Annotated in this window: 23 protein-coding genes; 7 read left to right on the top strand and 16 right to left on the bottom strand. The window is 61.0% G+C overall.

Features of this window, described 5'->3' with window-relative positions; genetic code table 11:
• Window positions 1-15: 15 nt before the first annotated feature.
• Together iscR and trmJ are read right to left on the bottom strand one after the other, a co-directional pair.
• Window positions 16-519, bottom strand: a complete 504-nt coding sequence (gene iscR, locus AACQ43_RS01495) for a Fe-S cluster assembly transcriptional regulator IscR (RefSeq protein ID WP_011705634.1) — start codon at window positions 517-519, stop codon at window positions 16-18.
• Window positions 520-612: 93 nt separating this feature from the next.
• Window positions 613-1,338, bottom strand: a complete 726-nt coding sequence (trmJ, locus tag AACQ43_RS01500) for a tRNA (cytosine(32)/uridine(32)-2'-O)-methyltransferase TrmJ (protein WP_168965541.1) — start codon at window positions 1,336-1,338, stop codon at window positions 613-615.
• 179 nt (window positions 1,339-1,517) lie between these two features.
• Here trmJ and AACQ43_RS01505 point away from each other — a divergent pair, with 179 nt between their 5' ends.
• Window positions 1,518-1,934 (top strand): hypothetical protein, encoded by a 417-nt coding sequence (locus AACQ43_RS01505; RefSeq protein ID WP_011705632.1) that lies wholly within the window; start codon window positions 1,518-1,520, stop codon window positions 1,932-1,934.
• Here AACQ43_RS01505 and ubiT read toward each other — a convergent pair.
• On the bottom strand, window positions 1,881-2,420 hold the full coding sequence (ubiT, locus tag AACQ43_RS01510; RefSeq protein ID WP_146061872.1) for a ubiquinone anaerobic biosynthesis accessory factor UbiT: 540 nt from the start codon (window positions 2,418-2,420) through the stop codon (window positions 1,881-1,883). The two genes, AACQ43_RS01505 and ubiT, sit on opposite strands and share 54 nt — an antisense overlap.
• Before the next feature lie 189 nt (window positions 2,421-2,609).
• Here ubiT and ubiU point away from each other — a divergent pair, with 189 nt between their 5' ends.
• Window positions 2,610-3,605, top strand: a complete 996-nt coding sequence (gene ubiU, locus AACQ43_RS01515) for a ubiquinone anaerobic biosynthesis protein UbiU (protein WP_168965543.1) — start codon at window positions 2,610-2,612, stop codon at window positions 3,603-3,605.
• 12 nt (window positions 3,606-3,617) lie between these two features.
• Window positions 3,618-4,490 carry a U32 family peptidase gene (locus tag AACQ43_RS01520; protein WP_168965545.1) on the top strand — a complete coding sequence of 291 codons (873 nt, stop codon included), beginning with the start codon at window positions 3,618-3,620 and terminating at the stop codon, window positions 4,488-4,490.
• Window positions 4,491-4,607: 117 nt separating this feature from the next.
• Here AACQ43_RS01520 and nlpI read toward each other — a convergent pair whose 3' ends face one another.
• The 7 genes from nlpI to queA form a co-directional block, all read right to left on the bottom strand.
• On the bottom strand, window positions 4,608-5,555 hold the full coding sequence (gene nlpI / locus AACQ43_RS01525; protein WP_280940144.1) for a lipoprotein NlpI: 948 nt from the start codon (window positions 5,553-5,555) through the stop codon (window positions 4,608-4,610).
• 90 nt (window positions 5,556-5,645) lie between these two features.
• On the bottom strand, window positions 5,646-6,014 hold the full coding sequence (locus AACQ43_RS01530; RefSeq protein WP_011705627.1) for a rhodanese-like domain-containing protein: 369 nt from the start codon (window positions 6,012-6,014) through the stop codon (window positions 5,646-5,648).
• A gap of 99 nt (window positions 6,015-6,113) precedes the next feature.
• Complete coding sequence (secF, locus tag AACQ43_RS01535) at window positions 6,114-7,061, bottom strand: protein translocase subunit SecF (protein WP_017410226.1); 948 nt, start codon at window positions 7,059-7,061, stop codon at window positions 6,114-6,116.
• Window positions 7,062-7,070: 9 nt separating this feature from the next.
• Window positions 7,071-8,924 (bottom strand): protein translocase subunit SecD, encoded by a 1,854-nt coding sequence (secD, locus tag AACQ43_RS01540; protein WP_016350391.1) that lies wholly within the window; start codon window positions 8,922-8,924, stop codon window positions 7,071-7,073.
• Window positions 8,925-8,942: 18 nt separating this feature from the next.
• Window positions 8,943-9,278, bottom strand: a complete 336-nt coding sequence (yajC, locus tag AACQ43_RS01545; protein WP_011705624.1) for a preprotein translocase subunit YajC — start codon at window positions 9,276-9,278, stop codon at window positions 8,943-8,945.
• 50 nt (window positions 9,279-9,328) lie between these two features.
• Entirely contained in the window at window positions 9,329-10,465 is a 1,137-nt protein-coding gene (gene tgt, locus AACQ43_RS01550; protein ID WP_016350389.1) for a tRNA guanosine(34) transglycosylase Tgt, read from the bottom strand.
• Window positions 10,466-10,535: 70 nt separating this feature from the next.
• Window positions 10,536-11,603 (bottom strand): tRNA preQ1(34) S-adenosylmethionine ribosyltransferase-isomerase QueA, encoded by a 1,068-nt coding sequence (gene queA / locus AACQ43_RS01555; protein WP_168965547.1) that lies wholly within the window; start codon window positions 11,601-11,603, stop codon window positions 10,536-10,538.
• Between the two features lie 212 nt (window positions 11,604-11,815).
• Here queA and AACQ43_RS01560 point away from each other — a divergent pair, with 212 nt between their 5' ends.
• From AACQ43_RS01560 to ahpF, 3 genes are all read left to right on the top strand, one after another.
• Entirely contained in the window at window positions 11,816-12,262 is a 447-nt protein-coding gene (locus tag AACQ43_RS01560; RefSeq protein ID WP_011705622.1) for a CBS domain-containing protein, read from the top strand.
• A gap of 659 nt (window positions 12,263-12,921) precedes the next feature.
• Window positions 12,922-13,488: an alkyl hydroperoxide reductase subunit C gene (ahpC, locus tag AACQ43_RS01565; RefSeq protein ID WP_011705621.1), complete on the top strand. Its 567-nt coding sequence runs from the start codon at window positions 12,922-12,924 to the stop codon at window positions 13,486-13,488.
• Window positions 13,489-13,581: 93 nt separating this feature from the next.
• Complete coding sequence (gene ahpF, locus AACQ43_RS01570; protein WP_168965549.1) at window positions 13,582-15,162, top strand: alkyl hydroperoxide reductase subunit F; 1,581 nt, start codon at window positions 13,582-13,584, stop codon at window positions 15,160-15,162.
• 66 nt (window positions 15,163-15,228) lie between these two features.
• Here the strand turns inward: ahpF and AACQ43_RS01575 are convergent, their stop codons facing one another.
• Window positions 15,229-16,521, bottom strand: coding sequence for an MFS transporter (locus tag AACQ43_RS01575; RefSeq protein WP_168965551.1), 1,293 nt, complete (start codon window positions 16,519-16,521; stop codon window positions 15,229-15,231).
• 166 nt (window positions 16,522-16,687) lie between these two features.
• On the opposite strand from AACQ43_RS01575, the gene AACQ43_RS01580 reads away from it, so the two are divergent.
• Window positions 16,688-16,933 carry a hypothetical protein gene (locus tag AACQ43_RS01580; protein WP_168966458.1) on the top strand — a complete coding sequence of 82 codons (246 nt, stop codon included), beginning with the start codon at window positions 16,688-16,690 and terminating at the stop codon, window positions 16,931-16,933.
• A gap of 111 nt (window positions 16,934-17,044) precedes the next feature.
• Here AACQ43_RS01580 and AACQ43_RS01585 read toward each other — a convergent pair whose 3' ends face one another.
• The 5 genes from AACQ43_RS01585 to gcvP all read right to left on the bottom strand — a co-directional run bounded on the left by AACQ43_RS01585 (window position 17,045) and on the right by gcvP (window position 22,870).
• The gene (locus AACQ43_RS01585) at window positions 17,045-17,794 is read right to left on the bottom strand and encodes a class I SAM-dependent methyltransferase (protein ID WP_168965553.1); all 750 of its coding nucleotides are present in this window, start codon (window positions 17,792-17,794) and stop codon (window positions 17,045-17,047) included.
• Between the two features lie 140 nt (window positions 17,795-17,934).
• A complete protein-coding gene (gene arsC / locus AACQ43_RS01590; RefSeq protein WP_118881452.1) occupies window positions 17,935-18,366 on the bottom strand; it encodes a glutaredoxin-dependent arsenate reductase in 432 nt (143 codons plus the stop codon).
• Window positions 18,363-19,439, bottom strand: a complete 1,077-nt coding sequence (arsB, locus tag AACQ43_RS01595; protein WP_168965555.1) for an ACR3 family arsenite efflux transporter — start codon at window positions 19,437-19,439, stop codon at window positions 18,363-18,365. The genes arsC and arsB overlap by 4 nt, the downstream gene beginning before the upstream one ends.
• 45 nt (window positions 19,440-19,484) lie before the next feature.
• Complete coding sequence (locus AACQ43_RS01600) at window positions 19,485-19,835, bottom strand: ArsR/SmtB family transcription factor (protein WP_168965558.1); 351 nt, start codon at window positions 19,833-19,835, stop codon at window positions 19,485-19,487.
• A 158-nt stretch (window positions 19,836-19,993) separates the two neighbouring features.
• Window positions 19,994-22,870, bottom strand: a complete 2,877-nt coding sequence (gene gcvP, locus AACQ43_RS01605) for an aminomethyl-transferring glycine dehydrogenase (RefSeq protein ID WP_168965560.1) — start codon at window positions 22,868-22,870, stop codon at window positions 19,994-19,996.
• Window positions 22,871-22,943: the final 73 nt, after the last annotated feature.

Raw genomic sequence — 22,943 nt, forward strand, 5'->3', positions numbered from 1 at the left:
GGAAAGCACGTTTGTTTATAGTTGGACTTTCAAGCTCACATCGCCGCGTTCTGCCCGGTCTACCAGGGACAACACGGTTTTCATTTGTTCATCTTGCTTGCCGGCAATCCGGCGCACATCGGCCTGATCAACCAGCTCGGCCAGGGTGATGTCCCCCAGGAAGCTGGAGATCCGCTCGCTCAGGTCACGCCACAGGGAGTGAGTGAGGCACTGGGTGCCGCCGTGGCAGCCGCCCTTGCCGAGGCACTTGGTGGCATCCACCGATTCGTCGACCGCGGTGATCACCTGACCGACCGAGATGGCATTCGGCGCCAGGCCGAGGCGATAACCGCCGCCCGGGCCACGCACGCTGCTCACCAAGCCATGCTTGCGCAGGCGGGCAAACAGCTGCTCCAGATAGGACAAGGAGATGCCCTGGCGCTCCGAAATATCAGCCAGGGGCACGGGCCCCTGCTCAGCATGCAACGCCACGTCGAGCATGGCAGTCACAGCGTAACGTCCTTTTGAGGTCAGTCTCATATGCCTTACCGTTTTGCGAACCAATCAATATGGGCATATGGTCACATACCCGACTAAATCAGTCAAGTATATGGTTGAGTAATACGGTCGGGTTTAATCCTGCGGTCTCGGTTTTTGTACCGAGGTCAATATGCCGCGCAGGATGTTGAGTTCCACCGCCTCCGGCCGAGCCCGGTTGAACAGGCGGCGCAGCTTGCTCATGACCTGTCCCGGATGGTCATCGGCGATGAAGCCGGTCTTGAGCAGCGTCTGCTCCAGATGCTGATAGAAGCCTTCCAACTGCTCGGCGCTGGGATAATCCACCGCCATGTCGCTCTCGCCGACCTGTTCCTGCTGCAGCCAGTGCATTCGCACCTCATAGCAGAGGGTCTGCACTGCCATGGCCAGGTTGAGGGAGCTGTACTCCGGATTGGCCGCAATGGCCACGTGGTAATGGCACTTTTGCAGCTCGTCGTTGGTCAGGCCGGTGCGTTCACGGCCAAATACCAGCGCCACCGGATGCTGCATCCCCTCGGCTACCAGCTTCTCGCCCGCTTCGCGGGGGTCGAGCATGGGCCAGCTCAGGGTGCGGGAGCGTGCACTGGTACCGATGACCAGACCACAATCCGCTATGGCTTCATCCAGGGTCGACACGATACGGGCATTGGCCAGCAGATCGCTGGCACCGGCGGCCAGCGCATAGGCGTTGTCATCGGGCTGTGCTTGCGGATCAACCAGCACCATCTGGCTCAAGCCCATGGTCTTCATGGCGCGCGCCGCAGAGCCCATGTTGCCGGTGTGAGAAGTGTTTACCAACACGATACGAATCTGATCCAACATGCCCAGTCAATCTTCAGTCAAAAATGGCGCGCAATTGTAACATAGCCAATCGCTATTTTGGCACCGTAAATGGCGCGCCAATTCACAACAATGACGCCGTTTTGCAGAACAAAGCGGTATGAGACGGGTGCGCTGACTGGCTAGACTTGAAGGATGGGAAGGTGAAAAGTGGAGGCAACATGTGCCCACGCTGGCTTTATGAGAGGTTGCCGGTCTGCTATCTGCTGGTGGCGGTCGGCATCATCCTGCTCAGCCACTCCCCGCTGCTCTGGCTGGCGGGCACCTTGCTGTTTGTCGCCGGTGCCACCGTCTGGATGATGCGATCCAGCTATCGGCGTACCGATCTGGTCATCTTCCCGACCAAACGCTGGTTCCAGCCGGAGTGGCTCTACGAGGCCCAGCCGTTCATCTGGCTGGCGCTGGGTCTGCTGCTCTCGCGCCTTCCCAACGCCGGCGCCCTGCTGGCACTGCTGCCCTGTCTGTGGGCCTGTCGCTGCCTGTGGGCTCGCAATCACTACCGCCACCATGCCGATGGGCTGGTCTCACAACTGAGGCGCAACCCCACCCGCCGGCGCAGAGTGCGCCTCTTGCGCTGATCCCGCCTTTGCCCGCTCGATGAAGGTGGCGAGATCCAGCAAGGGATAACGCACCAGGCTTGGCAAACCGTCCAGATCCAGGCTGTCCATCAGGTTTTTCACCTCCAGCCCCAGCTCGGTGTTCCCTTCAATCTTCAGCTTGCGCTGGAAGAAGAGAGAGTCGGGATCTTCCTTGCGTCCGGCAATCAGGATGAGGTCGTTGGTGGTGCCGCTGAAACAGACATCGGCCTGCTCGCAGTAGCGAGCCACCACCAGCTTGCCATCCTGCTCGCTGATGAACCAGCAGAGCTCCAGATCCGAGACTTCGACCTTGAGCCACTTGCCCGCCAGAAATTCAAAGTCGCCATCTGCGATGGCCTCTTTGAACACGCTGGCCAGCAGGCGCTCCATCAGGCTCTGCTGCAAGGAAAATGGCACCAGTTTGAGAGGATGGCGCAGAATGCGGGGAGCCTGTTCGACCAGGCGACGTTGCAGTTGTTGAAACACGATAAACTCCCAGTTTTTTGCGCATTCAAGCACAGGGCCGCAGCCATGATCCTGTTGGAAATCAAACTTGTGCCCACTTACCTCAAGAAGGGTAAAGCCACACAAAGCTGCCTCAGGTCAAAAAGTGGAAGGACGCCGGTGAATACAATCGAGCCACTTTTGCATTTTTACCCTCTCGGAGCGTACCCGATGGAATTACTCTGTCCGGCAGGCAGTTTGCCGGCACTGAAAACAGCCGTGGATAACGGGGCCGATGCGGTCTATATCGGCTTCAAGGATGACACCAACGCCCGCCATTTCGCCGGGCTCAACTTCACCGACAGCAAGCTGGAGAAAGCGGTCGACTATGTGCACCAGCATGGCCGCAAACTCCACATCGCCATCAACACCTTCGCCCACCCGGGCTACGATGCCCGCTGGCAGCAGGCGGTGGACAAGGGCGCCGCACTGGGTGCCGATGCCCTGATCATCGCCGACCTCGCCGTGCTCGACTATGCCAGCCGCCGCTACCCGGATCTGGAACTGCACGTCTCGGTGCAGGCCAGTGCCACTAACGCCGCCGCCATCCGTTTCTACCAACAGCACTTCAACGTCGGTCGGGTGGTGTTGCCGCGCGTCCTCTCCATGCATCAGGTGAGGCAGCTGGCCCGCGAGACCGACGTCGGCCTCGAGGTGTTCGCCTTCGGCAGCCTCTGCATCATGGCGGAGGGGCGCTGCTACCTCTCCTCCTACATGACCGGCGAGAGCCCCAATACCGTCGGCGCCTGCTCACCGGCCAAGTTCGTGCGCTGGGAGGAGACCCCGAGCGGCCTCGAGTCTCGCCTCAACGAGGTGCTGATCGACCGTTACGGCCCCGGGGAAAACGCCGGCTACCCGACCCTGTGCAAGGGCCGCTTCGAGGTGGATGGCCAGACCTACCACGCGCTGGAGGAGCCCACCAGCCTCAATACCCTTGGCCTGTTGCCCGAGCTGTTCCAGACCGGTATCCAGTCGGTCAAGATTGAAGGACGCCAACGCAGCCCCGCCTATGTGGAGCAGGTCACCCGGGTCTGGCGCGCCGCCATCGACGCCTATCAGGCCAATCCGGAAGCCTATCAGGTCAAGGCCGAGTGGGATGCCCAGCTCGCCCGCGTCTCCGAGGGGAGTCAGACCACCCTCGGTGCCTATCATCGCCAGTGGCAATAAGGAGCCCTGTTCATGAAATTCTCTCTCGGCCCCCTGCTCTTCTACTGGCCCAAGGCCGACACCCAGGGCTTCTATCAGGCGGCCGCCGCCAGCCAGGCCGACATCGTCTATCTGGGGGAAACCGTCTGCAGCAAGCGCCGCGAACTGAAAGTGGATGACTGGATTGCCCTCGCCCGTCAGGTGGCCGGCTCGGGCAAGCAGGCGGTGCTCTCCACGCTGGCGCTCATCTCCGCCCCCTCCGAGCTCAAGGAGGTCAAGCGGCTGGTCGACAACGGCGAGCTGATGATCGAGGCCAACGATCTGGGAGCGGTCCAGCTCGCCAGTGAAGCCGGGCTGCCGTTCGTCTGCGGCCCCGCCATCAACGCCTACAACGCCGACGTGCTGCGCATGCTGCTCAAACAGGGGATGCAGCGCTGGGTGATGCCGGTGGAGCTATCCCGCGACTGGCTGGTGCAGCTCAATCAGGATCTGGGCAGGGAGCGCCAGCAGTTCGAGGTGGAGGTGTTCGCCTACGGCCACCTACCGCTCGCCTACTCGGCGCGCTGCTTCACCGCCCGCTCCCTCGACCGGCCCAAGGACAACTGCGAACTGGCCTGCATCGACTACCCCACCGGCCGGCTCGCCAGCAGCCGCGAGGGGCAGAAGGTGTTCAACCTCAACGGCATCCAGACCCAGTCCGGTTATTGCTACAACCTGGGCAACGATCTGGCCGGGATGGAGGGGCTGGTGGATGTGGTGCGTCTCTCCCCCGAGGGGCTGGACACCCTGACGATGCTGGATCGCTTCAAGGCCAATGAACAAGGCCTGGCCCCCCTGCCCCTGCAGCAGGAGCGCGACTGCAACGGTTACTGGCGCCAGATCCCCGGCATGATGCTGGCCCAGTGAGCCGGCGGCATACCATCTGACGGGGGTGACTTACACCGTCGCGTCTGACACCCGGACAGCAAAAAGGCCTCGCAATGAGGCCTTTTCTACATCATTCAAACCGGCAACAGGGCAAGCTCAGGATGCCTGCTTGCTGCTCTTGCCCTGGGCACTCTGGGCACCGGGCGGCAGGGGTTTGCGCGCCATCAGCTCCAGTTCGAGCAGGGCATATCTGTGCTCGATGAAGTCATACACGTTGTTGGCGAGCGCCAGCTTGAAGTAGCTGATGGCTTCCTTGCGGTTGCCCTTGGCCAGTTCAAACTTGCCGAGGTAGAAGTAGGTTTCGCACAGGCGCTCGGCGAGCTCCCGGTTGTCCTTCACCCCTTTCACCACATTGCCCATCAACTGGGTGGCATTGAGTTCGCCGGTATAGAGGCGCACCAGATCCCAGTTCCAGGCATCGTCATCGTACTTGTTGAGCCGCTCGCGCATCCGGCTCATGGCGGCCGGTGCATTGAGCTTCTGTTCGGCCAGATAGAGCCAGATCACCCGGTAGGGATCTTCCGGCTGCGCCTCGTAGAAGCGCTTCATATCGGCCGCGGCCAGCTCGGGACGATTGCCGTAATAGAGCGCAATGCCACGGTTCAGGTAGGCATAGTCATAATCGGGAGCCAGCTCGAGGGCGGAATCAAATGCCTCGTAGGCCTCGTCATAATTCTGCTGCTGCACCAGATAGACACCGATGAAGTTATAGGCTTCGGCAAAATCCGGCTTCTCCCGCAGAGCGCGGTTGAAATCCAGCCGCGCCAGGGAGCGCAAGCCTACCCGGTCAAACACGACAGCACGCTCATAAAACAGTTCAGCCCGTTGCTCCGTGGTCAATTCCATCTCACTGAGCATCTGCCCGAGTCGCGCCAACGCCAACTCGCTCTGGTAAGAGACCTGCAGGGGGGTCGCCAATACCAGTGAAGCGGGTTGCGGCTTGGGAACTTGAGGCGCTTCAACCTGACTGCTACTGCTGCAACCCCACATGGGGAGCAGCAACAGGATACCAAGGAGGTATCCAATCCCTTTCCTGACGTTCAATGAACACTCCGACGCTTACGCTTGACCCGGCATATGGTAAAGGTCAGCCGACACTTTGTCATGTGGCTGAGCCTCTCTCCCTCAAATAAATCAGGATTCGACAGGGTATCCGGCATCACACCAGCCCCGAAAGCCACCATCGACGCTGACCACCCGGCCGTAGCCCATCTTCTGCAGGTTCTCCGCCACCAAAATGGAGCGAAATCCCCCACCACAATAGAGGTAGAGCTCGGTGTCGGGATCCGGGTAACGGGTTTCGATGTCCCGCTCGATCACCCCGCGACCGAGGTAGGTTGCCCCCGGCAGATGGCCCCTGGCCCACTCGCTCTCTTCCCGCACGTCGACCAGGTGAAAGGTACGCCCCTCATCCTGCCAGCGTTTGATCTGGTGCACGTCGGTCTCCCGCACATGGGGACGAATGGCCTCTACCAGTGCCAGAAAACGGGGATTGTGTTGCATGGCTTGCTCCTTGCCTGTTGACCAACAGCCGTGGGTGAAACCGTCATAATGACTCACCCGGACGATAAGAGAAAGGGCGCCTCGCGGCGCCCTTGTCATTTACGGCAGGATCTCTTGCTGATCCGCGCCCTCTTTTTCCACCTGGGTCGGCAGCATGTGCTCCCGCTTGACCCCGAAGAACATGGCGAATGAGCTCGCCACATAGATGGAGGAGTAGGTACCGAAGGCGACACCGATCACCATGGCCACCGAGAAACCGTGGATCAGCGGACCGCCCTTGAGCAGCAGTGCCAGTACCACCACGAAGGTCAAGCCCGAGGTGATGATGGTCCGGCTCAGGGTCTCGGTCATGGAGAGATCCAGGATGTACTCGGTATCCCCTTTGCGCACCTTGCGAAAGTTCTCCCGCAGTCGGTCGAACACTACGATGGTGTCGTTCAGGGAGTAACCCACCAGGGTCATCAATGCCGCCAGCACGGTCAGGTCGAACTCGTATTGGAAGTAGGCAAAGACGCCGAGGGTGATCACCACGTCGTGCACCAGGGAGAGAATGCCCCCCATGGCCAGACGCCATTCGAAGCGCACCGCCACGTAGATCAGGATACAGATGATGGAGGCCAGCATGGCCAGCGCACCGTCGGTCGCCAGCTCGTCACCCACCGAAGGGCCGACGAACTCGACGCGCTTGAGCACGGCCGCAGGATCGATCAGCTTGGCCGCCGCCAGCACCTCGTTGCCCTGCTGCTCCACCTTGACCCCCTCTTTCGGGGTCAGGCGGAACAGTACGTCACGGCTGGAACCGAAGTGTTGCAGGGTCGCCCCTTCAATCTTCTGCTCATCCAGCACCTGGTGCACCTTGTCCAGGCTCACCGACTGCTGGAACCCCACCTCGATGGTGGTACCGCCGGTAAAGTCCAGGCCCCAGTTCAGGCCCCGGTCGAACAGGAAGAACAGGGAGATCACCATCAGCAGGGTAGAGAAGACCACACCCGGCTTGGCATAGCGCATGAAGGGAATGGGCTTTTCAAAATGTAGAATCTGAAACATGTCTCTTCCTTAGATCGGCAGCTTGTCGAGGCGCCGTCCACCCCAGGCCAGGTTGATGATGGCGCGGGATACCGTGATGGCGGTAAACATGGAAGCACTCAGACCAATCCCCAGCGTCAGGGCGAAGCCCTTGATGGCGCCGGTGCCGATACCGAACAGGATCACACAGGTGATGAGCGAGGTGACGTTGGAGTCGGCAATGGTCGAGAATGCCCGATCAAAGCCCAGATGAATGGCCTGCTGCACCCCGCGACCGTTGCGGATCTCTTCACGAATACGCTCGTAGATCAGCACGTTGGCATCCACCGCCATACCCAGCGTCAAGACGATACCGGCGATGCCCGGCAGGGTCATGGTGGCCCCCGGGATCATTGACATAATACCGACGATCAGCACCAGGTTCATGGTGAGGGCGATGTTGGCCACCCAGCCGAACGCACGGTAGTAGATCCCCATGAACAGCACGATCACCAGCATGGCCCAGCCGATGGCTTCCATACCGCTGTCGATGTTCTGCTGACCCAGGCTCGGGCCTATGGTGCGCTCTTCCACGATCTGGATCGGGGCGATCAGCGCACCGGCTCGCAGCAGCAGCGCCAGGTTATGGGCTTCGTTGGCGTTGTCGATGCCGGTGATGCGGAACTGGCTGCCAAGGCGCGACTGGATGGTGGCGACGTTGATCACCTCCTCCTGCTTGCGGAACTTGCGCTTGCCGTCCGGACCCGGCTGACCGACCGGCTTGTATTCGATGAACACGGTAGCCATGCCCTTACCAACGTTGTCCTTGGTAAAGTTGGCCATCTTGTTGCCACCCTGGCCATCAAGCTTGATGTTGACCTGGGGACGGCTGTATTCGTCGAAACCGGACTGGGCACCCACGATGTGGTCACCGGTCAGGATGATGCGCTTTTGCAGCACCACCGGACGTCCGTTGCGATCGTTGTAGACCTTGGAGCTCGGCGGCACCCGACCATCGGCCGCGGCCTGGATGTCGGCAGTCTCATCGACCATGTGGAATTCCAGGGTCGCGGTCGCGCCCAGGATCTCCTTGGCACGGGCGGTGTCCTGAATACCGGGCAGTTCCACCACGATGCGCTCGGCACCCTGCTGTTGTACCAGCGGCTCGGCCACGCCCAGCTCGTTCACCCGGTTGCGGATGATGGTGATGTTCTGCTCGAGGGCGTACTTCTTCACTTCCTTGATCTTGGCTTCACTCAAGGAGGCCAGCAGGACGAACTCGTCCCCCTTCTGCTCGGTGGTGAAGGTGAGATCCGGGTTCTGACGACGCAGGTGAGAGATGGCCTTGGCCTGATCGGCCTCGTCACGGAACAGCACCTGTACCTGATCACCGGCCCGGCGCACGCCGGAATAACGGATCTTCTGGGTACGCAGCTCGGAACGGAAATCCTGCACCATCTGCTCTTGCTGCTTGGTCAGCGCCTCGGCCATGTCCACTTCCATCAGGAAGTGCACACCGCCGCGCAGGTCCAGACCCAGCTTGAGCGGGTTGGCGCCGATGGCTTCGAGCCAGGCAGGCGTGGAAGGGGCCAGGTTAAGAGCGGTAATGAAGTTGTCGCCCAGCTTGTTGGCGACGATGTCGCGCGCCTTGAGCTGCTCTTCGGTATTTTTGAAACGAACCAGGATAAAGCCGTGCTCGAACGCCGCATGCTTGACCGGGATCTGAGCCGCATCGAGCGTCTCTTTCACCAGGTCAAGGGTGTCCAGCTTGACTTCGGCCCCCCGGCTGGCAGAGATCTGCAAGGCCGGGTCTTCGCCGTAAAGATTGGGGGCTGCATATAGAAAACCGATGGCGATCACCACGACCACCATCAGGTATTTCCACAGCGGATAGCGATTTAACACGCTGTGCTCCTCGGGAGATTAGAGGGACTGGATAGAACCCTTGGGCAGAACGGCAGAGACGAAGTCACGTTTGATGGTGACCTGGGTCTGATCGTTCAAGGCCAGCACCAGGTATTCGCTGTCGGCGGATACTTTGGCGATCTTGCCAACCAAGCCACCGGAAGTGAGGACTTCGTCACCCTTGGAGAGGGAGCTCATCAGGTTGCGGTGATCTTTGGCGCGCTTGGCCTGGGGGCGATAGATCATGAAGTAGAAGATGAGGCCGAATACGGCCAGCATGATGATCATTTCCATGCCACCACCCTGTGCACCCGGAACTGCGCCTTCTGCATACGCCTTGGAGATAATGCTCATTTAACAACCTCTTATTGATGTAGATTTGAAAACTAGCTTATATATCGTTGTTATTTCACGTCATTTTCAGCTAACGGAGGCACGGGCTTCCCTTGCCGACGGTAAAACTCAGTTACAAAGTCGTCTAATTTACCCTGCTCGATCGCGTCCCGCAAACCCTGCATCACACGCTGGTAATAACGCAGGTTGTGAATGGTGTTCAGACGGGCACCGAGGATCTCGTTGCACTTGTCCAGATGGTACAAATAACTGCGGGTGTAGTTCTTGCAGGTGTAGCAATCGCAGTCGGCATCCAGGGTGCTGGTGTCCTCGCGATACTTGGCGTTGCGGATCTTGACCACCCCGTCGGTGGTGAACAGGTGGCCGTTGCGGGCGTTGCGGGTCGGCATTACGCAGTCGAACATGTCGATGCCGCGGCGCACCCCTTCCACCAGATCTTCCGGCTTGCCCACGCCCATCAGGTAACGCGGTTTGTCGGCCGGGATTTTCGGGCAGACGTGCTCGAGGATGCGATGCATGTCCTCTTTCGGTTCACCCACCGCCAGACCACCGACCGCGTAACCGTCAAAACCGATCTCCAAGAGACCTTCCAGCGACACATCCCGCAGATCTTCGTACACGGAACCCTGGATGATGCCGAACAGGGCGTTCTTGTTGCCGAGCGCATCGAACTTGTCGCGCGAACGCTTGCCCCAGCGCAGGGACATCTCCATGGACTTGCGCGCCTCTTCGTAAGTGGCCGGGTACGGCGTGCACTCATCGAAGATCATCACGATGTCGGAGCCCAGATCGTACTGGATCTCCATGGATTTCTCGGGGTCGAGGAAGATCTTCTCGCCGTTGATGGGGTGACGGAAGTGCACCCCCGCCTCGGTGATCTTGCGGATGTGGCCCAGGCTGAACACCTGGAAACCGCCGGAGTCGGTCAGGATCGGGCCCTGCCAGTTCATGAAGTCATGCAGATCGCCGTGGGCGCGCATCACTTCCTGCCCCGGCCGCAGCCAGAGGTGGAAGGTGTTGCCGAGCAGGATCTGGGCACCGGTCTCACGCACCTCTTCCGGGGTCATCCCCTTGACGGTGCCGTAGGTGCCGACCGGCATAAAGGCCGGGGTCTGCACGGTGCCGCGCTCGAATACCAGCTGGCCGCGACGGGCACGGCCGTCAGTGGTTTTCAGTTCAAATTTCATTGCTACCTCGTTGCGTCAGAGAAACAGTCTGACAGTAGGGGGCCCGAGGGCCCGGTATAAAGGGCGTGGCTTATGCCTGCGCACGGCGACGGGTGACGAACATGGCGTCCCCGTAGCTGAAGAAACGGTACTGCTCGGCCACGGCCGCCTGGTAGGCCGCCATCACGTTGTCGTAGCCTGCAAAGGCGCTGACCAGCATGATCAGAGTCGACTCCGGCAGATGGAAGTTGGTGACCATGGCATCGACCACCTGGAACTGGTAACCGGGGAAGATGAAGATGTCGGTGTCGCTGAAGAACGGCGCCAGCGGCTTGCCCTGGGCCAGGCTCACCTTGGCGGCGCTCTCGAGCGATCGCACCGAGGTGGTCCCCACCGCAATCACCCGGCCACCGCGGGCGCGCGTCGCGGCGATGGCGTCCACCACCTCCTGCGGCACCTCGGCATACTCCGAGTGCATATGGTGATCTTCAATCTTGTCCACCCGCACCGGCTGGAAGGTGCCCGCCCCGACGTGCAGGGTGACGAACGCCGTTTCCACCCCCTTGGCACGGATCTTCTCGAGCAGCGGCTCGTCGAAGTGCAGGCCGGCAGTCGGCGCCGCTACGGCACCCGGCTTCTGGTTGTAGACGGTCTGGTAGCGCTCCTTGTCGGCATCCTCATCGGGACGGTCGATGTAAGGAGGCAGCGGCATATGGCCGATGGCTTCCAGGATCTCCAGCACGGGGCGTGGGTCGAGGAAATGGATCTCGAACAGGGCATCGTGACGGGCACGCATCTCGGCTTCGACTTTCTCGCCGTCGGCCCCGCCATCCAGAATGAGCCGGGTACCGGGCTTGGGCGATTTGGAAGAGCGCACATGAGCCAGCACGCTGTGCTCGTCCAGCATCCGCTCCACCAGCACCTCCAGCTTGCCGCCGCTGGCCTTCTGGCCAAACATGCGCGCCGGAATGACACGGGTGTTGTTGAATACCAGCAGATCGCCGGGGTTGAGCTGGTCCAGCACATCCACAAATTGACCGTGGCGCAGTGCGCCAGTTTGACCATCGAGCTGCAACAGACGACTGGCGGTACGTTCCGTCATGGGATAGCGGGCAATCAGCTCGTCTGGCAGATCAAAATGAAAATCGGATACTTGCATCTTTCACCTCGGGGGGAATCGGCGGCTAGTCTAGTTATCCCCTTCTTCCAAGGCAACCCAAAAGACCAAAAACCCAAGGGAGACAAGGGATAGCGAGCAATTATGTGAAGCAGGGCCAGTTAAAAAACCTTTAAGGTTTTGTATTGACCCTGATCATGTTTTACCGAGGGGGGCTGGGCTAGGGTGAAAGCAGATACACAAGGAGGCCCACCATGATGACCCTATCCGAGATCATGACTGAACACCCCTTCACCCTGGGTCCGGAAAACAGCGTCAAACAGGCGATGGATCTGATGCAGCAGGAGCGGATCCGCCACATCCCCATCGTTGACGAACAGCATCATCTGCTGGGCCTGGTCACCCTCTCCGACATCCTTGCCACCCGCGAGTCCAAACTGCTGCTGATCAATCCGGAGCGGGAGGCAGAGTTCACCGACAGCGTACAGCTCGACGAGATCATGACCCGCCAGGTGGCCAGCGTGGATCCCCACGCCGGCATCAAGGAGGCGGCGCTCTACCTGCAACGACACAGATACGGCTGCCTGCCGGTACTCAAAGGGCGCAAGTTGATCGGCATCGTCACCGAGTCGGACTTCATTGCCGTCGCCATCAACCTGCTGGAACTGATGGAGGAGCAGGAGCCGCCTGGCGACTTTTGATCTCTATTTAATGTAATAAAATTACAATAAAAGCGTTTTAAGCGCACTTCATCGGCAATAAAGCTGAAACCCTTTCATTTTGATTGAAAAATTACACCATAACCTTGCTTTGTGATCTGCATCACACTATCATGACCGTCATGCAATAGTTGCCGAGCGGAAGACGAGGGATTGTGCACCCGTCCTCTTCCTCTCATATGTCTGCAAGTTTGCACACCCCGTAGTTAGTCTTTGCTGTAAAGCTTTTGTTTATATAGCCATTCCTTGTTTGATGACCCGGCCTTGTCCTTGCGACGACGCCGGGATTTTTTTATCTGTGCATTTCCCCTCCCCTCGCCCCGTGCGTACTGGCGCCTGCATATCGCAAAGCGGCAGCCCCCCATCTATTTACGGTTGGCAGACTGCCACTCGCCCCTTGAAAAGCCGAAGCCGCGCACAGATGTTGAACCTCGACAAGGAGTTATCCCGGCATGCCGGTGATATTCATGTTAGGTACAGCAGCCATGGTTTATCTAATAAGTAGATTTAAGTGATTCAAAATTGCGGCTTTGATCGATTAGGAAAAGTCCCTATGATGAATCCATCGAAAGTTAAACGCCTCGTCCGGCACGACTTTTCAAACCCAGACGGGCATATGTACATCACCAAGGAGCAAATACATGTCTACCTACATCAACACTGAAATCAAGCCGTTCAACGCCACCGCCTACCACAATGGCAAATTCGTTCAGGTGTCTGACGCTGACCTGAAAGGCAAGTGGTCCGTGGTGTTCTTCTACCCGGCTGACTTCACCTTCGTCTGCCCGACCGAGCTGGGTGACCTGGCTGACAACTACGCCGAATTCCAGAAGCTGGGCGTCGAGATCTACTCCGTCTCCACCGACACCCACTTCACTCACAAGGCCTGGCACGACACTTCTGACACCATCCAGAAGATCCAATACCCGATGATCGGCGACCCGACCGGCACCATCACCCGCAACTTCGGCGTGATGATCGAAGAAGCCGGTCTGGCTGACCGCGGTACCTTCGTCATCGACCCGCAAGGCATCATCCAGATCGTTGAAATCAACGCCGGCGGTATCGGTCGTGACGCACTGGAACTGCTGCGCAAGGTCAAAGCTGCCCAGTATGTTGCCGCTCACCCGGGTGAAGTGTGCCCGGCCAAGTGGAAAGAAGGCGACGCCACCCTGGCCCCGTCCCTGGATCTGGTAGGCAAAATCTAAGCCTCCCCGCTCTGAAGACCGGCCCACTCAAGGGCCGGTCTGCTTTCTGGCCTGACAAAACGCTGACCCGCAATCAAAAGAAGGAATTCGAAGATGTTGGATACCAACCTCAAACAACAACTCAACGGTTACTTGCAGTACATCGTCAATCCCATCGAGATCAGCGTGTCCGGCAATGACAGTGACAAATCCGCCGAACTGCTGGCCTTGGCCGGCGAGATCGCCGAGATGTCCCCCAAGATTACCCAGACCTCTGGCACCAATGCCCGCAAGCCTTCCATGAGTGTCGCGCCGAAGGGCCAGGCCCCGCGCGTTCATTTTGCCGGCATCCCCATGGGTCATGAATTTACCTCGCTGGTGCTCGCCCTGCTGCAAAGCGGCGGTCACCCCTCCAAGGCCGATGCGGCCGTGCAGGAGCAGATCCGCAATCTCAAGGGTGAGTTCCACTTCGAGACTTACATTTCGCTCTCCTGCCACAACTGCCCGGACGTGGTGCAGGCCCTCAACCTGATGGCAACCCTGAACCCCGGCATCACCCACACCATGATCGACGGTGCCCTGTTCCAGGACGAGGTCAACGAGCGTCAGATCATGGCGGTACCGAACGTCTACCTGAACGGTCAACCGTTCAGCCAGGGCCGCATTTCGCTGGAAGAGATCGTCGCCAAGCTCGACACCGGCGCCGCCGAACGCAAGGCGCAAGAGCTGAGCGAAAAAGCCCCTTACGACGTACTGGTCGTCGGTGGTGGCCCGGCTGGCGCAGCCGCCGCCATCTATGCCGCTCGCAAAGGCATTCGCACCGCCATCGTCGCCGAACGTTTCGGTGGCCAGGTGATGGACACCATCGGCATCGAGAACTTCATCTCCGTGCCCTACACCGAAGGCCCCAAGCTGGCCGCCAGCCTGGAGCAGCACGTCAAGCAGTACGGCGTGGAAGTGATCACCGAGCAGCGCGCCGCCGCCATCAGCAAGGATGGCTACGTCAACGTGGATCTCGCCTCTGGCGCCACCTTGAAGAGCCGCGCCGTGATCCTGGCGACCGGTGCCCGCTGGCGCGACCTGAACGTGCCTGGCGAGCTCGAGTACCGTACCAAGGGCGTGGCCTACTGCCCGCACTGTGACGGCCCCTTCTTCAAGGGCAAGCGGGTTGCGGTGATCGGGGGCGGCAACTCCGGCATCGAGGCAGCCATCGACTTGGCAGGCATCGTCGAACACGTCACCGTAGTGGAGTTCGCCGACACCCTGCGTGCCGACGAGGTACTGCAGAAGAAGGCGCGCTCCATGGGCAACATCGACATCATCATGAGCGCCCGCACCACTGAAGTGATCGGTGATGGCAGCAAGGTGGTGGGCATGGATTACGAAGATCGCACCACCGGCGAGATCAAGCATCTGGCGGTGGCGGGCATCTTCGTCCAGATCGGTCTGGTGCCGAACACCGAGTTCCTCAAGGGGAGCGACGTGACCCTGACCCGCTTTGGCGAGATCGAGATCGACACCAAGGGCGCCACCTCCCTGCCCGGCGTCTACGCCGCAGGGGACGCCACCACGGTGCCGTTCAAGCAGATCATCATCTCCATGGGCGCCGGGGCGACCGCCGCACTGGGGGCGTTTGATTACCTCATTCGCAATCCGGCGCCGGAAGCGACCAAAGCTGACGCCGTCACCGCCTGATAGCGACCAGATGGACAAAAAGCCGACTCAGTGAGTCGGCTTTTTTTGTTGCTACGCACCCTCGACTCAGCCTGCTTTTGACTGCTGGCCCTCATCCGATCCGGGGGTGGCATAGCTGGCGGGTACCGCCTCCCCCGCCAGGTCCGTTCTCGGCTCCAGCTCCGCCGTCATCGGGGTATTGGGCGGCACCGGGATGAACACCTGATGATCGGCCAGCGGAATGGGCGCTCGCTGCCGCTTGCGCCAGCCGAGATACCCCGCCAGCAACAGGCCACAGAGGGCGAAATAGACGAACAGCCCCTCTGGCCCGAACTGCGCCATGACAAAAGGCGCCAGCAGCGGCCCGGTCATGGCGCCCAGGCTGTAGGCGAGCAGCAACCCCTGATTGGCCCCCAGCACCTGGTCCGGACGCAGCTCGTCACAGGCGTGGCTGAGGCTCAATGGGTAGATGGAGAACGCCATGCCGCCCAGCAGGAACACCAGGCCCCCCATCAGCGGCTCGCGCCAGCCGGCGGGCAGCAGCACCATCAACAGGGCCAGCAGCGCCAGCACGGCGCCAAGCAGCAGGATCACCAGCCGCCGGTCGTAGCGATCGGAGAGACGACCGATGGGGTACTGCAGGCACATCCCCCCCAGGATCACCAGCGCCATCATGTCCGCCACCTTGGAGAGCGACGAACCGCTGTCGGTAAAATAGAGCGGCAGCAGGCCGTAGATGGCCCCGAGGATGAGGCCGGAGGTAAAGCTGCTGCCCATCCCCGCCGGGGTGAGCCGCACCAGCTCCAGCACGCCGACCGGCTGGGGCGCCACCATGGCCGGGGTCGCTACCCGGGAAACCGCCAGCGGGATCACCGACAGGGTCGCCGCCATGGCGCACAGGGCAAACGGGGTCAATACCATGGGATCCACCCACTTGAGCAGCAACTGCCCCATGGCCAGAGAGCCGTAGAGCAGGATCATGTAGAGAGACATCAGCCGGCCCCGGTTGGCCGGCGTGCTGGAGACCAGCATCCAGGACTCCAGCACCACGAACAGACCGCCGGTGGCAAAGCCCCCCACCAGCCGCAGCGCCGCCCAGCTCAGCGGCTCGACCACCATGCCGTGCAGCAGAAACAGAAAGCAGAGCAGGGAGGCGTAGGCCGCATAGGCCCGGATGTGACCCACCCGGATGATGAGGCGGGCATTGACGAAGGCCCCCAGCACCAGACCGCCGAAGTAGGCGGCCGATACCAGGCCGATGGCCTGGGCCGATACCTGCTCGGCAGACAGGCGCACCGTCAGCAGGGTGTTGAACATGCCGTGGCCCAGAATGAAGATCACCAGACTGGTCAGGGGTGAGAGGAACCTTGCGAGTGTCATGGGGTCTCCCTGATTGGCTCAATCGTGAGCAAAACAACCATGGTACCGTCTGCTTCCCGCCCACTTCAACCCGAGCGCCCCGTCAGGGCGCAGACCGCGGGCTATGCTTGCTGGGTATCCCATGATGGAGCGTCCCATCATGGCCATCACAGTGGAGACAGCCGACATGAAACCAGCCCTGCTTTTGGCCAGCCTGCTCTTTACCGGCAGCGCCCTCGCCTTTCACTGCCCCGCCGACATGAAGAAGATCGATGATGCCCTCGCCGCCAAACCCGCCCTCAGCACCGACAAGCTGGCCGAGGTGAAGAAGCTGCGCGCCGAGGGGGAAGTCCTGCACAAGGCGGGCAAGCATCAGGAGTCCGTCGATACCCTGGCCAAGGCAATGGCCATGCTGGGGTTGAACAAGAGTTAGCGCAGGCACCACAGCCCACCGCTGCGAACAGGATCAGCCATGCCCTTGCGGGCCCTCGCCATCGGTGGCAAGGGCCCGCTGTTTATCTGGGCCCCTTGCTCCCCCCGACTGCTACACCCGGCCGCTGTAGAGCAGGGTGTCGTAGTTGAAGGCAATCACGCCATCGACCGCATGGCGGGCAAATTCCCGGGCGATCAGCGCCGTCAGCTCGGCATGGGCTTGCGAGCCGGCCACCGGGGCATAGGAAGAGGAGTTGAGCCGCCCCAGCACCCCGTCGAGATCGAACAGCTGGCGGTTGGCGAAACGATCGAGCCGGAACTCCCCCTCGAAGAAGGCCTGAAAGTCCCCTTCGCCCAGATTGCGGTGATTGACCTCCTCATAATCTCCCGAATAGGTGCGCAGCCCCGCCTCATAAGCCTTGAGAAATGGGGTGTCGGTCAGCCGGTCATTCCAGATGAGGGCGACCCGGCCACCGGGTCTGAGCAGCCGCCAGCACTCCTGCTTGAAGGCGGCGCGATCAAACCAGTGAAACGCCTGCGCCACCGTCACCAGATCCACCGACTCGTCTGCCAGACCGGTGGCTTCGGCACTGCCATCCTGCCACTCGATATTGGCCACTGCCTGCAGCTGGTGCCGGGCCGCCCCGCGCATCTCCGCATTTGGCTCGACCGCCCAGACTTGCGCCACCCGGGGGGCCAACAGCGCGGTCAGGATGCCGGTGCCGGCCCCGATATCGGCCACCCGGGCAGTCGGCCCCATGGCCAACTCGCTGGTCAGAAAATCGAGCATGGCGGCAGGATAACTTGGCCGATATTTCACATAGGCCTCGACCCGGGTCGAGAATCGCTGGGTACTGTCCATTGCCACTCCTTGCGCTGAATCGGTACGAAATCAGGGCCGAGTCAATTGCCCCGCCCCTCATCCTGCCCCGAGTGCAACCGGCAAGGCAATCGCCCCGTCATGGCGATCCAACATCATCGCCACGCACCTGAGCGCCGGGGTCAGCCGATGCGCCTGCCTTGTGCATCCACCACCTGCTCTCCATCTTCCTTGCTGAAGGCCCCTTGCTGGGGGCTCGGCAGGATATCCAGTACCACTTCTGACGGGCGGCATAGCTTGGTGCCAAGCGGGGTCACCACGATGGGCCGGTTGATCAGAATGGGGTGCGCCAGCATGGCATCGACCAGTTCATCGTCGCTGAACTTGTTCTCGGCCAGTCCCAGCGCCTCATAGGGGGGCACGTTCTGGCGTAGCAGGTCGCGAACCGGCATCCCCATGGCGGCAATCAACGCCAGCAGGGTGTCGCGACTGGGCGGTGTCTCCAGATAGTGGATGACGGTCGGTTCAACGCCTGAGTTGCGGATAAGCGCCAGCGTATTGCGGGAAGTGCCGCAGGCCGGGTTGTGGTAAATGGTGATCTGGGCGTCATTCATGATGGGTTCTCTGGGTTGGTGTAAGAGCGCTTCATGCGCAGGGCGACATTGACCAGGGCGATCAGTACGGGAACCTCCACCAGCGGGCCGATCACCCCGGCAAAGGCCTGATCCGAGCTCAGCCCGAACACCGCGATGGCGACGGCGATGGCCAGCTCGAAGTTGTTGCCGGTGGCGGTAAAGGCGATGGAAGCGTTCTTGTCATAGGGGATGCCCAGTTTCTTGCCCACCAGGAAGCTGGTGAAGAACATCAGCACAAAGTAGACCACCAGGGGCACCGCGACCCGCAGCACATCCATGGGCAGTTCGACGATCATCTCCCCCTTGAGGCTGAACATCAGCACGATAGTGAGCAGCAGCGCGATCAGCGTGATGGGGGAAATTGCCGGAATAAAACGCTCGGTGTACCACTTCTCCCCTTTCGCCTTGACCAGATAGTGACGGCTCAGGAAGCCTGCCAGAAAGGGAATGCCCAGATAGATCAGCACGCTTTGCGCGATATCCAGCATGGTGATATCCACCGCAAAGCCCTGCAGGCCAAAAAGCGGTGGCAGCACGGTAATGAACAACCAGGCCATGAAGCTGTAGGTGAGGATCTGGAACGCGCTGTTGAGCGCCACCAGGCCGGCGCCGTACTCCTTGCTGCCGCCGCCGAGATCGTTCCACACCAGCACCATGGCGATGCAGCGCGCCAGACCTATCAAGATGAGCCCCACCATATAGCCCGGCTGATCGTGCAAAAACACCAGCGCGATGACGAACATCAAGATGGGGCCCACCAGCCAGTTCATCACCAATGAGAGGGTGATGGCGCGGCGATCCCGGGTCATGGTTCCCATGGAGCCGTAATTCACCTTGGCCAGCGGCGGGTACATCATCAGGATCAGGCCAATGGCCAAAGGTATATTGGTAGTCCCGACCGACATGGCCTCATTCCACTCGGAGACCTGGGGAAACAGATAGCCAATCCCGACCCCGATGCCCATGGCGACGAAGATCCAGAGGGTCAGATTGCGGTCTAGAAAACGCATTTTTTTGCTGACGGGCAGATCGCAGCAGGCGTTGGTACTCATGAAAAGACTCCCAGAAGGGTAACGAATGGCGGGCAGACAGGGCCCTTACTCTTTATCACAGCAGGCAGGCGCACAGAGGGACTCGACACCTCCCACCCCGCAGGCTTCCGGATGACCGGCGCAGCACTCCTCGGTGAGGTAACCGATAAGATCCAGCATCAGAGGGATGTTGGCGCGATAGCGCAAGAAACGCCCCTCCTGCTCCACCGAGAGCAGGCCCGCGTGCAACATGGCCTTGAGGTGAAACGAGAGGGTATTCGGGGCGATGTCGAGCTCGCTGGCAAGCTGGCCGGCCACCATGCCTTCCAGACCTGCCTTGACCAGCAGGCGCCACACATCGAGACGAATGCCGGATGCGAGGGACTCAAACACCTTGGTAGCGATCGCTTTGTTCATGCAAACCTCCGTCTATCTTTGCATGAATTCAACTATACAAGAAACATTGAAATGATCAAACTCCCCCGCCATTTCAGCGCCATCGTCCCCGCCAATAAAAAGGGCCTTGCACATGCAAGGCCCTTGGTCTCTCTGTTCGGGTCGAAGCAACGCTGCCCTTACTTGGCGTAATCCTCGGTCGGGATGCAGGAGCAGAACAGGTTGCGATCGCCATAGACGTCGTCGATACGGTTGACCGACGGCCACAGCTTGGCGGCGCGCACGGCCTCCGACGGGAACACCGCCTCGGCGCGGCTGTAGCCACGAGACCACTCAGCGTCCATCACGTCATCCTGGGTGTGCGGGGCATGGACCAGCGGGTTGTCGGTGAGGCTCCACTGCCCGTCCTGCACCTTGGCGATCTCGGCGCGAATGGCGGTCATCGCCTCGACGAAGCGGTCCAGCTCGCGCTTGGATTCCGACTCGGTCGGCTCGACCATCAGGGTACCCGCAACCGGGAAGCTCATGGTCGGCGCGTGGAAACCGTAGTCCATCAGCCGCTTGGCCACGTCCATCTCGCTGATGCCGGAGGCTTCTTTGAGCGGGCGGATATCCAGGATGCACTCGTGAGCCACCCGACCGTTGCGACCGGAGTAGAGCACGGGGAAGGATTCACCCAGCTTCTTGGCCAGGTAGTTGGCGTTGAGGATGGCCACCTGAGTGGATTTCTTCAGCCCCTCGTCCCCCAGCATGGCGATGTACATCCAGCTGATGGGCAGGATGCTGGCCGAGCCGAACGGTGCCGCCGACACGGCGCCGTTGTTGCGGCTCTCCTTGTCGGTCTTGACCACGGCGTGACCGGCCACGAACGGTGCCAGGTGTTTCTTCACGCCGATGGGGCCCATGCCCGGGCCGCCACCGCCGTGAGGAATGGCGAAGGTCTTGTGCAGGTTGAGGTGGGACACGTCCGCCCCGATAAAGCCCGGTGCAGTGAGGCCCACCTGGGCGTTCATGTTGGCGCCGTCCAGATAGACCTGACCACCGTGCTGGTGAACGATGTCGCACACCTCCTTGATGGTCTCCTCGTACACCCCGTGGGTGGAGGGATAGGTCACCATCAGACAGCTAAGCTTCTCCCCCGCCTCGGCGGCCTTGGCGCGCAGATCGTCCAGATCCACGTTGCCCGACTTGTCACAGGCGGTGACGATGACCCGCAGGCCCGCCATCTGGGCGGAGGCCGGGTTGGTACCGTGAGCGGATGCCGGAATGAGGCAGATGTCGCGATGCCCCTCGCCACGAGATTCGTGGTACTTCTTGATGGCGAGCAGGCCGGCGTATTCGCCCTGGGCACCGGAGTTGGGCTGCATGCAGACCGCATCGTAACCGGTCACCTTCACCAGCCAGTTTTCGAGGTCGGCCAGCAGCAGCTGATAACCCTTGGCCTGAGCCAGCGGAGCGAACGGGTGCAGCTTGCCAAACTCGGGCCAGGTCACCGGGATCATCTCGGCGGTAGCGTTGAGTTTCATGGTGCAGGAGCCCAGGGAGATCATGGCGTAGTTGAGGGCCAGATCTTTGGCTTCGAGACGGTGGATGTAGCGCAGCATCTCGGTCTCGGAGTGGTACTTGTTGAACACCTCGTGGGTCAGCACGGCATCGGTGCGCAGCAGATCCTGCGGGATGGCGTGATGGGCCTGCGCCGCCTGGTCGAGGGCCTCGATCTCCAGGCCGTGGCCTGCGCCCAGGAACAGTTCAAACAGCTCGGCGACATCAGCGCGGGTGGTGGTTTCAGAGAGCGACACCCCTACCGCGCCATCGAGATCCGCACGCAGGTTGATGCCGAGCCCCTCGGCCTTGGCAATGAGCGCGGCCTTGTCGGCAGTCTGCACGGTCAGGGTATCGAACCAGCTGGCATGCTTGAGGGCCACGCCCTTGGCCTTGAGGCCGAGCGCCAGAATGGTGGTCAGACGGTGCACGCGGGAGGCGATGGTTTTCAGTCCCACCGGGCCGTGGTAGACGGCGTAGAAGCTCGCCATGTTGGCCAGCAGCACCTGAGCGGTACAGATGTTGGAATTGGCCTTCTCGCGGCGGATGTGCTGCTCGCGGGTCTGCATCGCCATGCGCAAGGCGGCCTTGCCACGGGCATCCTTGGAGACACCGATGATGCGGCCCGGCATGGAGCGCTTGTAGGCATCGCGAGTGGCGAAGAAGGCGGCGTGGGGGCCACCGTAGCCCATGGGCACGCCAAAGCGCTGGGCCGAGCCCAACACCACGTCGGCCCCCAGCTCGCCCGGGGATTTGAGCAGCAGCAGGGAGAGCAGGTCGGCACTGACGCAGGCCAGCCCTTTCTGGGCCTGCACGGCAGCAATCAGGGCCCGCAGATCTTTCACTTCACCCGTGGTGGTGGGGTACTGGAACAGGGCACCGAACACCTCTTCGGCGCAGGCCTGTGCAGCCGGGCCGACGGCCACGTCAAAACCGAAGTGGACCGCCCGCTCCTTGACCACGTCGATCACCTGCGGGTGCACGTCGTCGGCCACGAAGAAGAGGTTGGACTTGGACTTGGCCATCCGCTTGGCCAGCGCCATCGCCTCGGCAGCAGCGGTTGCCTCATCCAGCAGGGAGGCACTGGCCAGATCCATGCCGGTCAAGTCCAGGGTCAGCTGCTGGAAGTTGAGCAGGGCTTCGAGACGGCCCTGCGCCAGCTCGGGCTGGTACGGGGTGTAGGCGGTATACCAGCCCGGGTTTTCCAGCACGTTGCGCAGGATGACGTGGGGCACATGGGTATCGTGATAGCCCATGCCGATGTAGCTCTTGGCGACCTTGTTCTGGGCGGCATAGCCCTTGAGCTTGGCCAGCGCTTCCACCTCGGTCATGGAGGCGCCGATGCCGAGCGGACCCGGCCGGCGAATGGCGGCGGGGACGGTCTGCTCAATCAGATCATCCAGGCTCTCGGCGCCCACCACGGCCAGCAGGGCGCGCAGGTCTTCCTCACCCGGCCCGATGTGACGGCGGATGAAATCGGTTTTTTGCTCGAGTTCAAACAGTGACTGGGTCATTTCCCTATTCCTGATAAAAAGTCCTGATAACTAAGTGCCTGACAGCCGGCCTCGGCCGGCTTCACTCATGTTC

It is taken from the genome of Aeromonas sp. DNRA1, assembly GCF_963888745.1.
GTDB lineage: Bacteria > Pseudomonadota > Gammaproteobacteria > Enterobacterales > Aeromonadaceae > Aeromonas > Aeromonas hydrophila.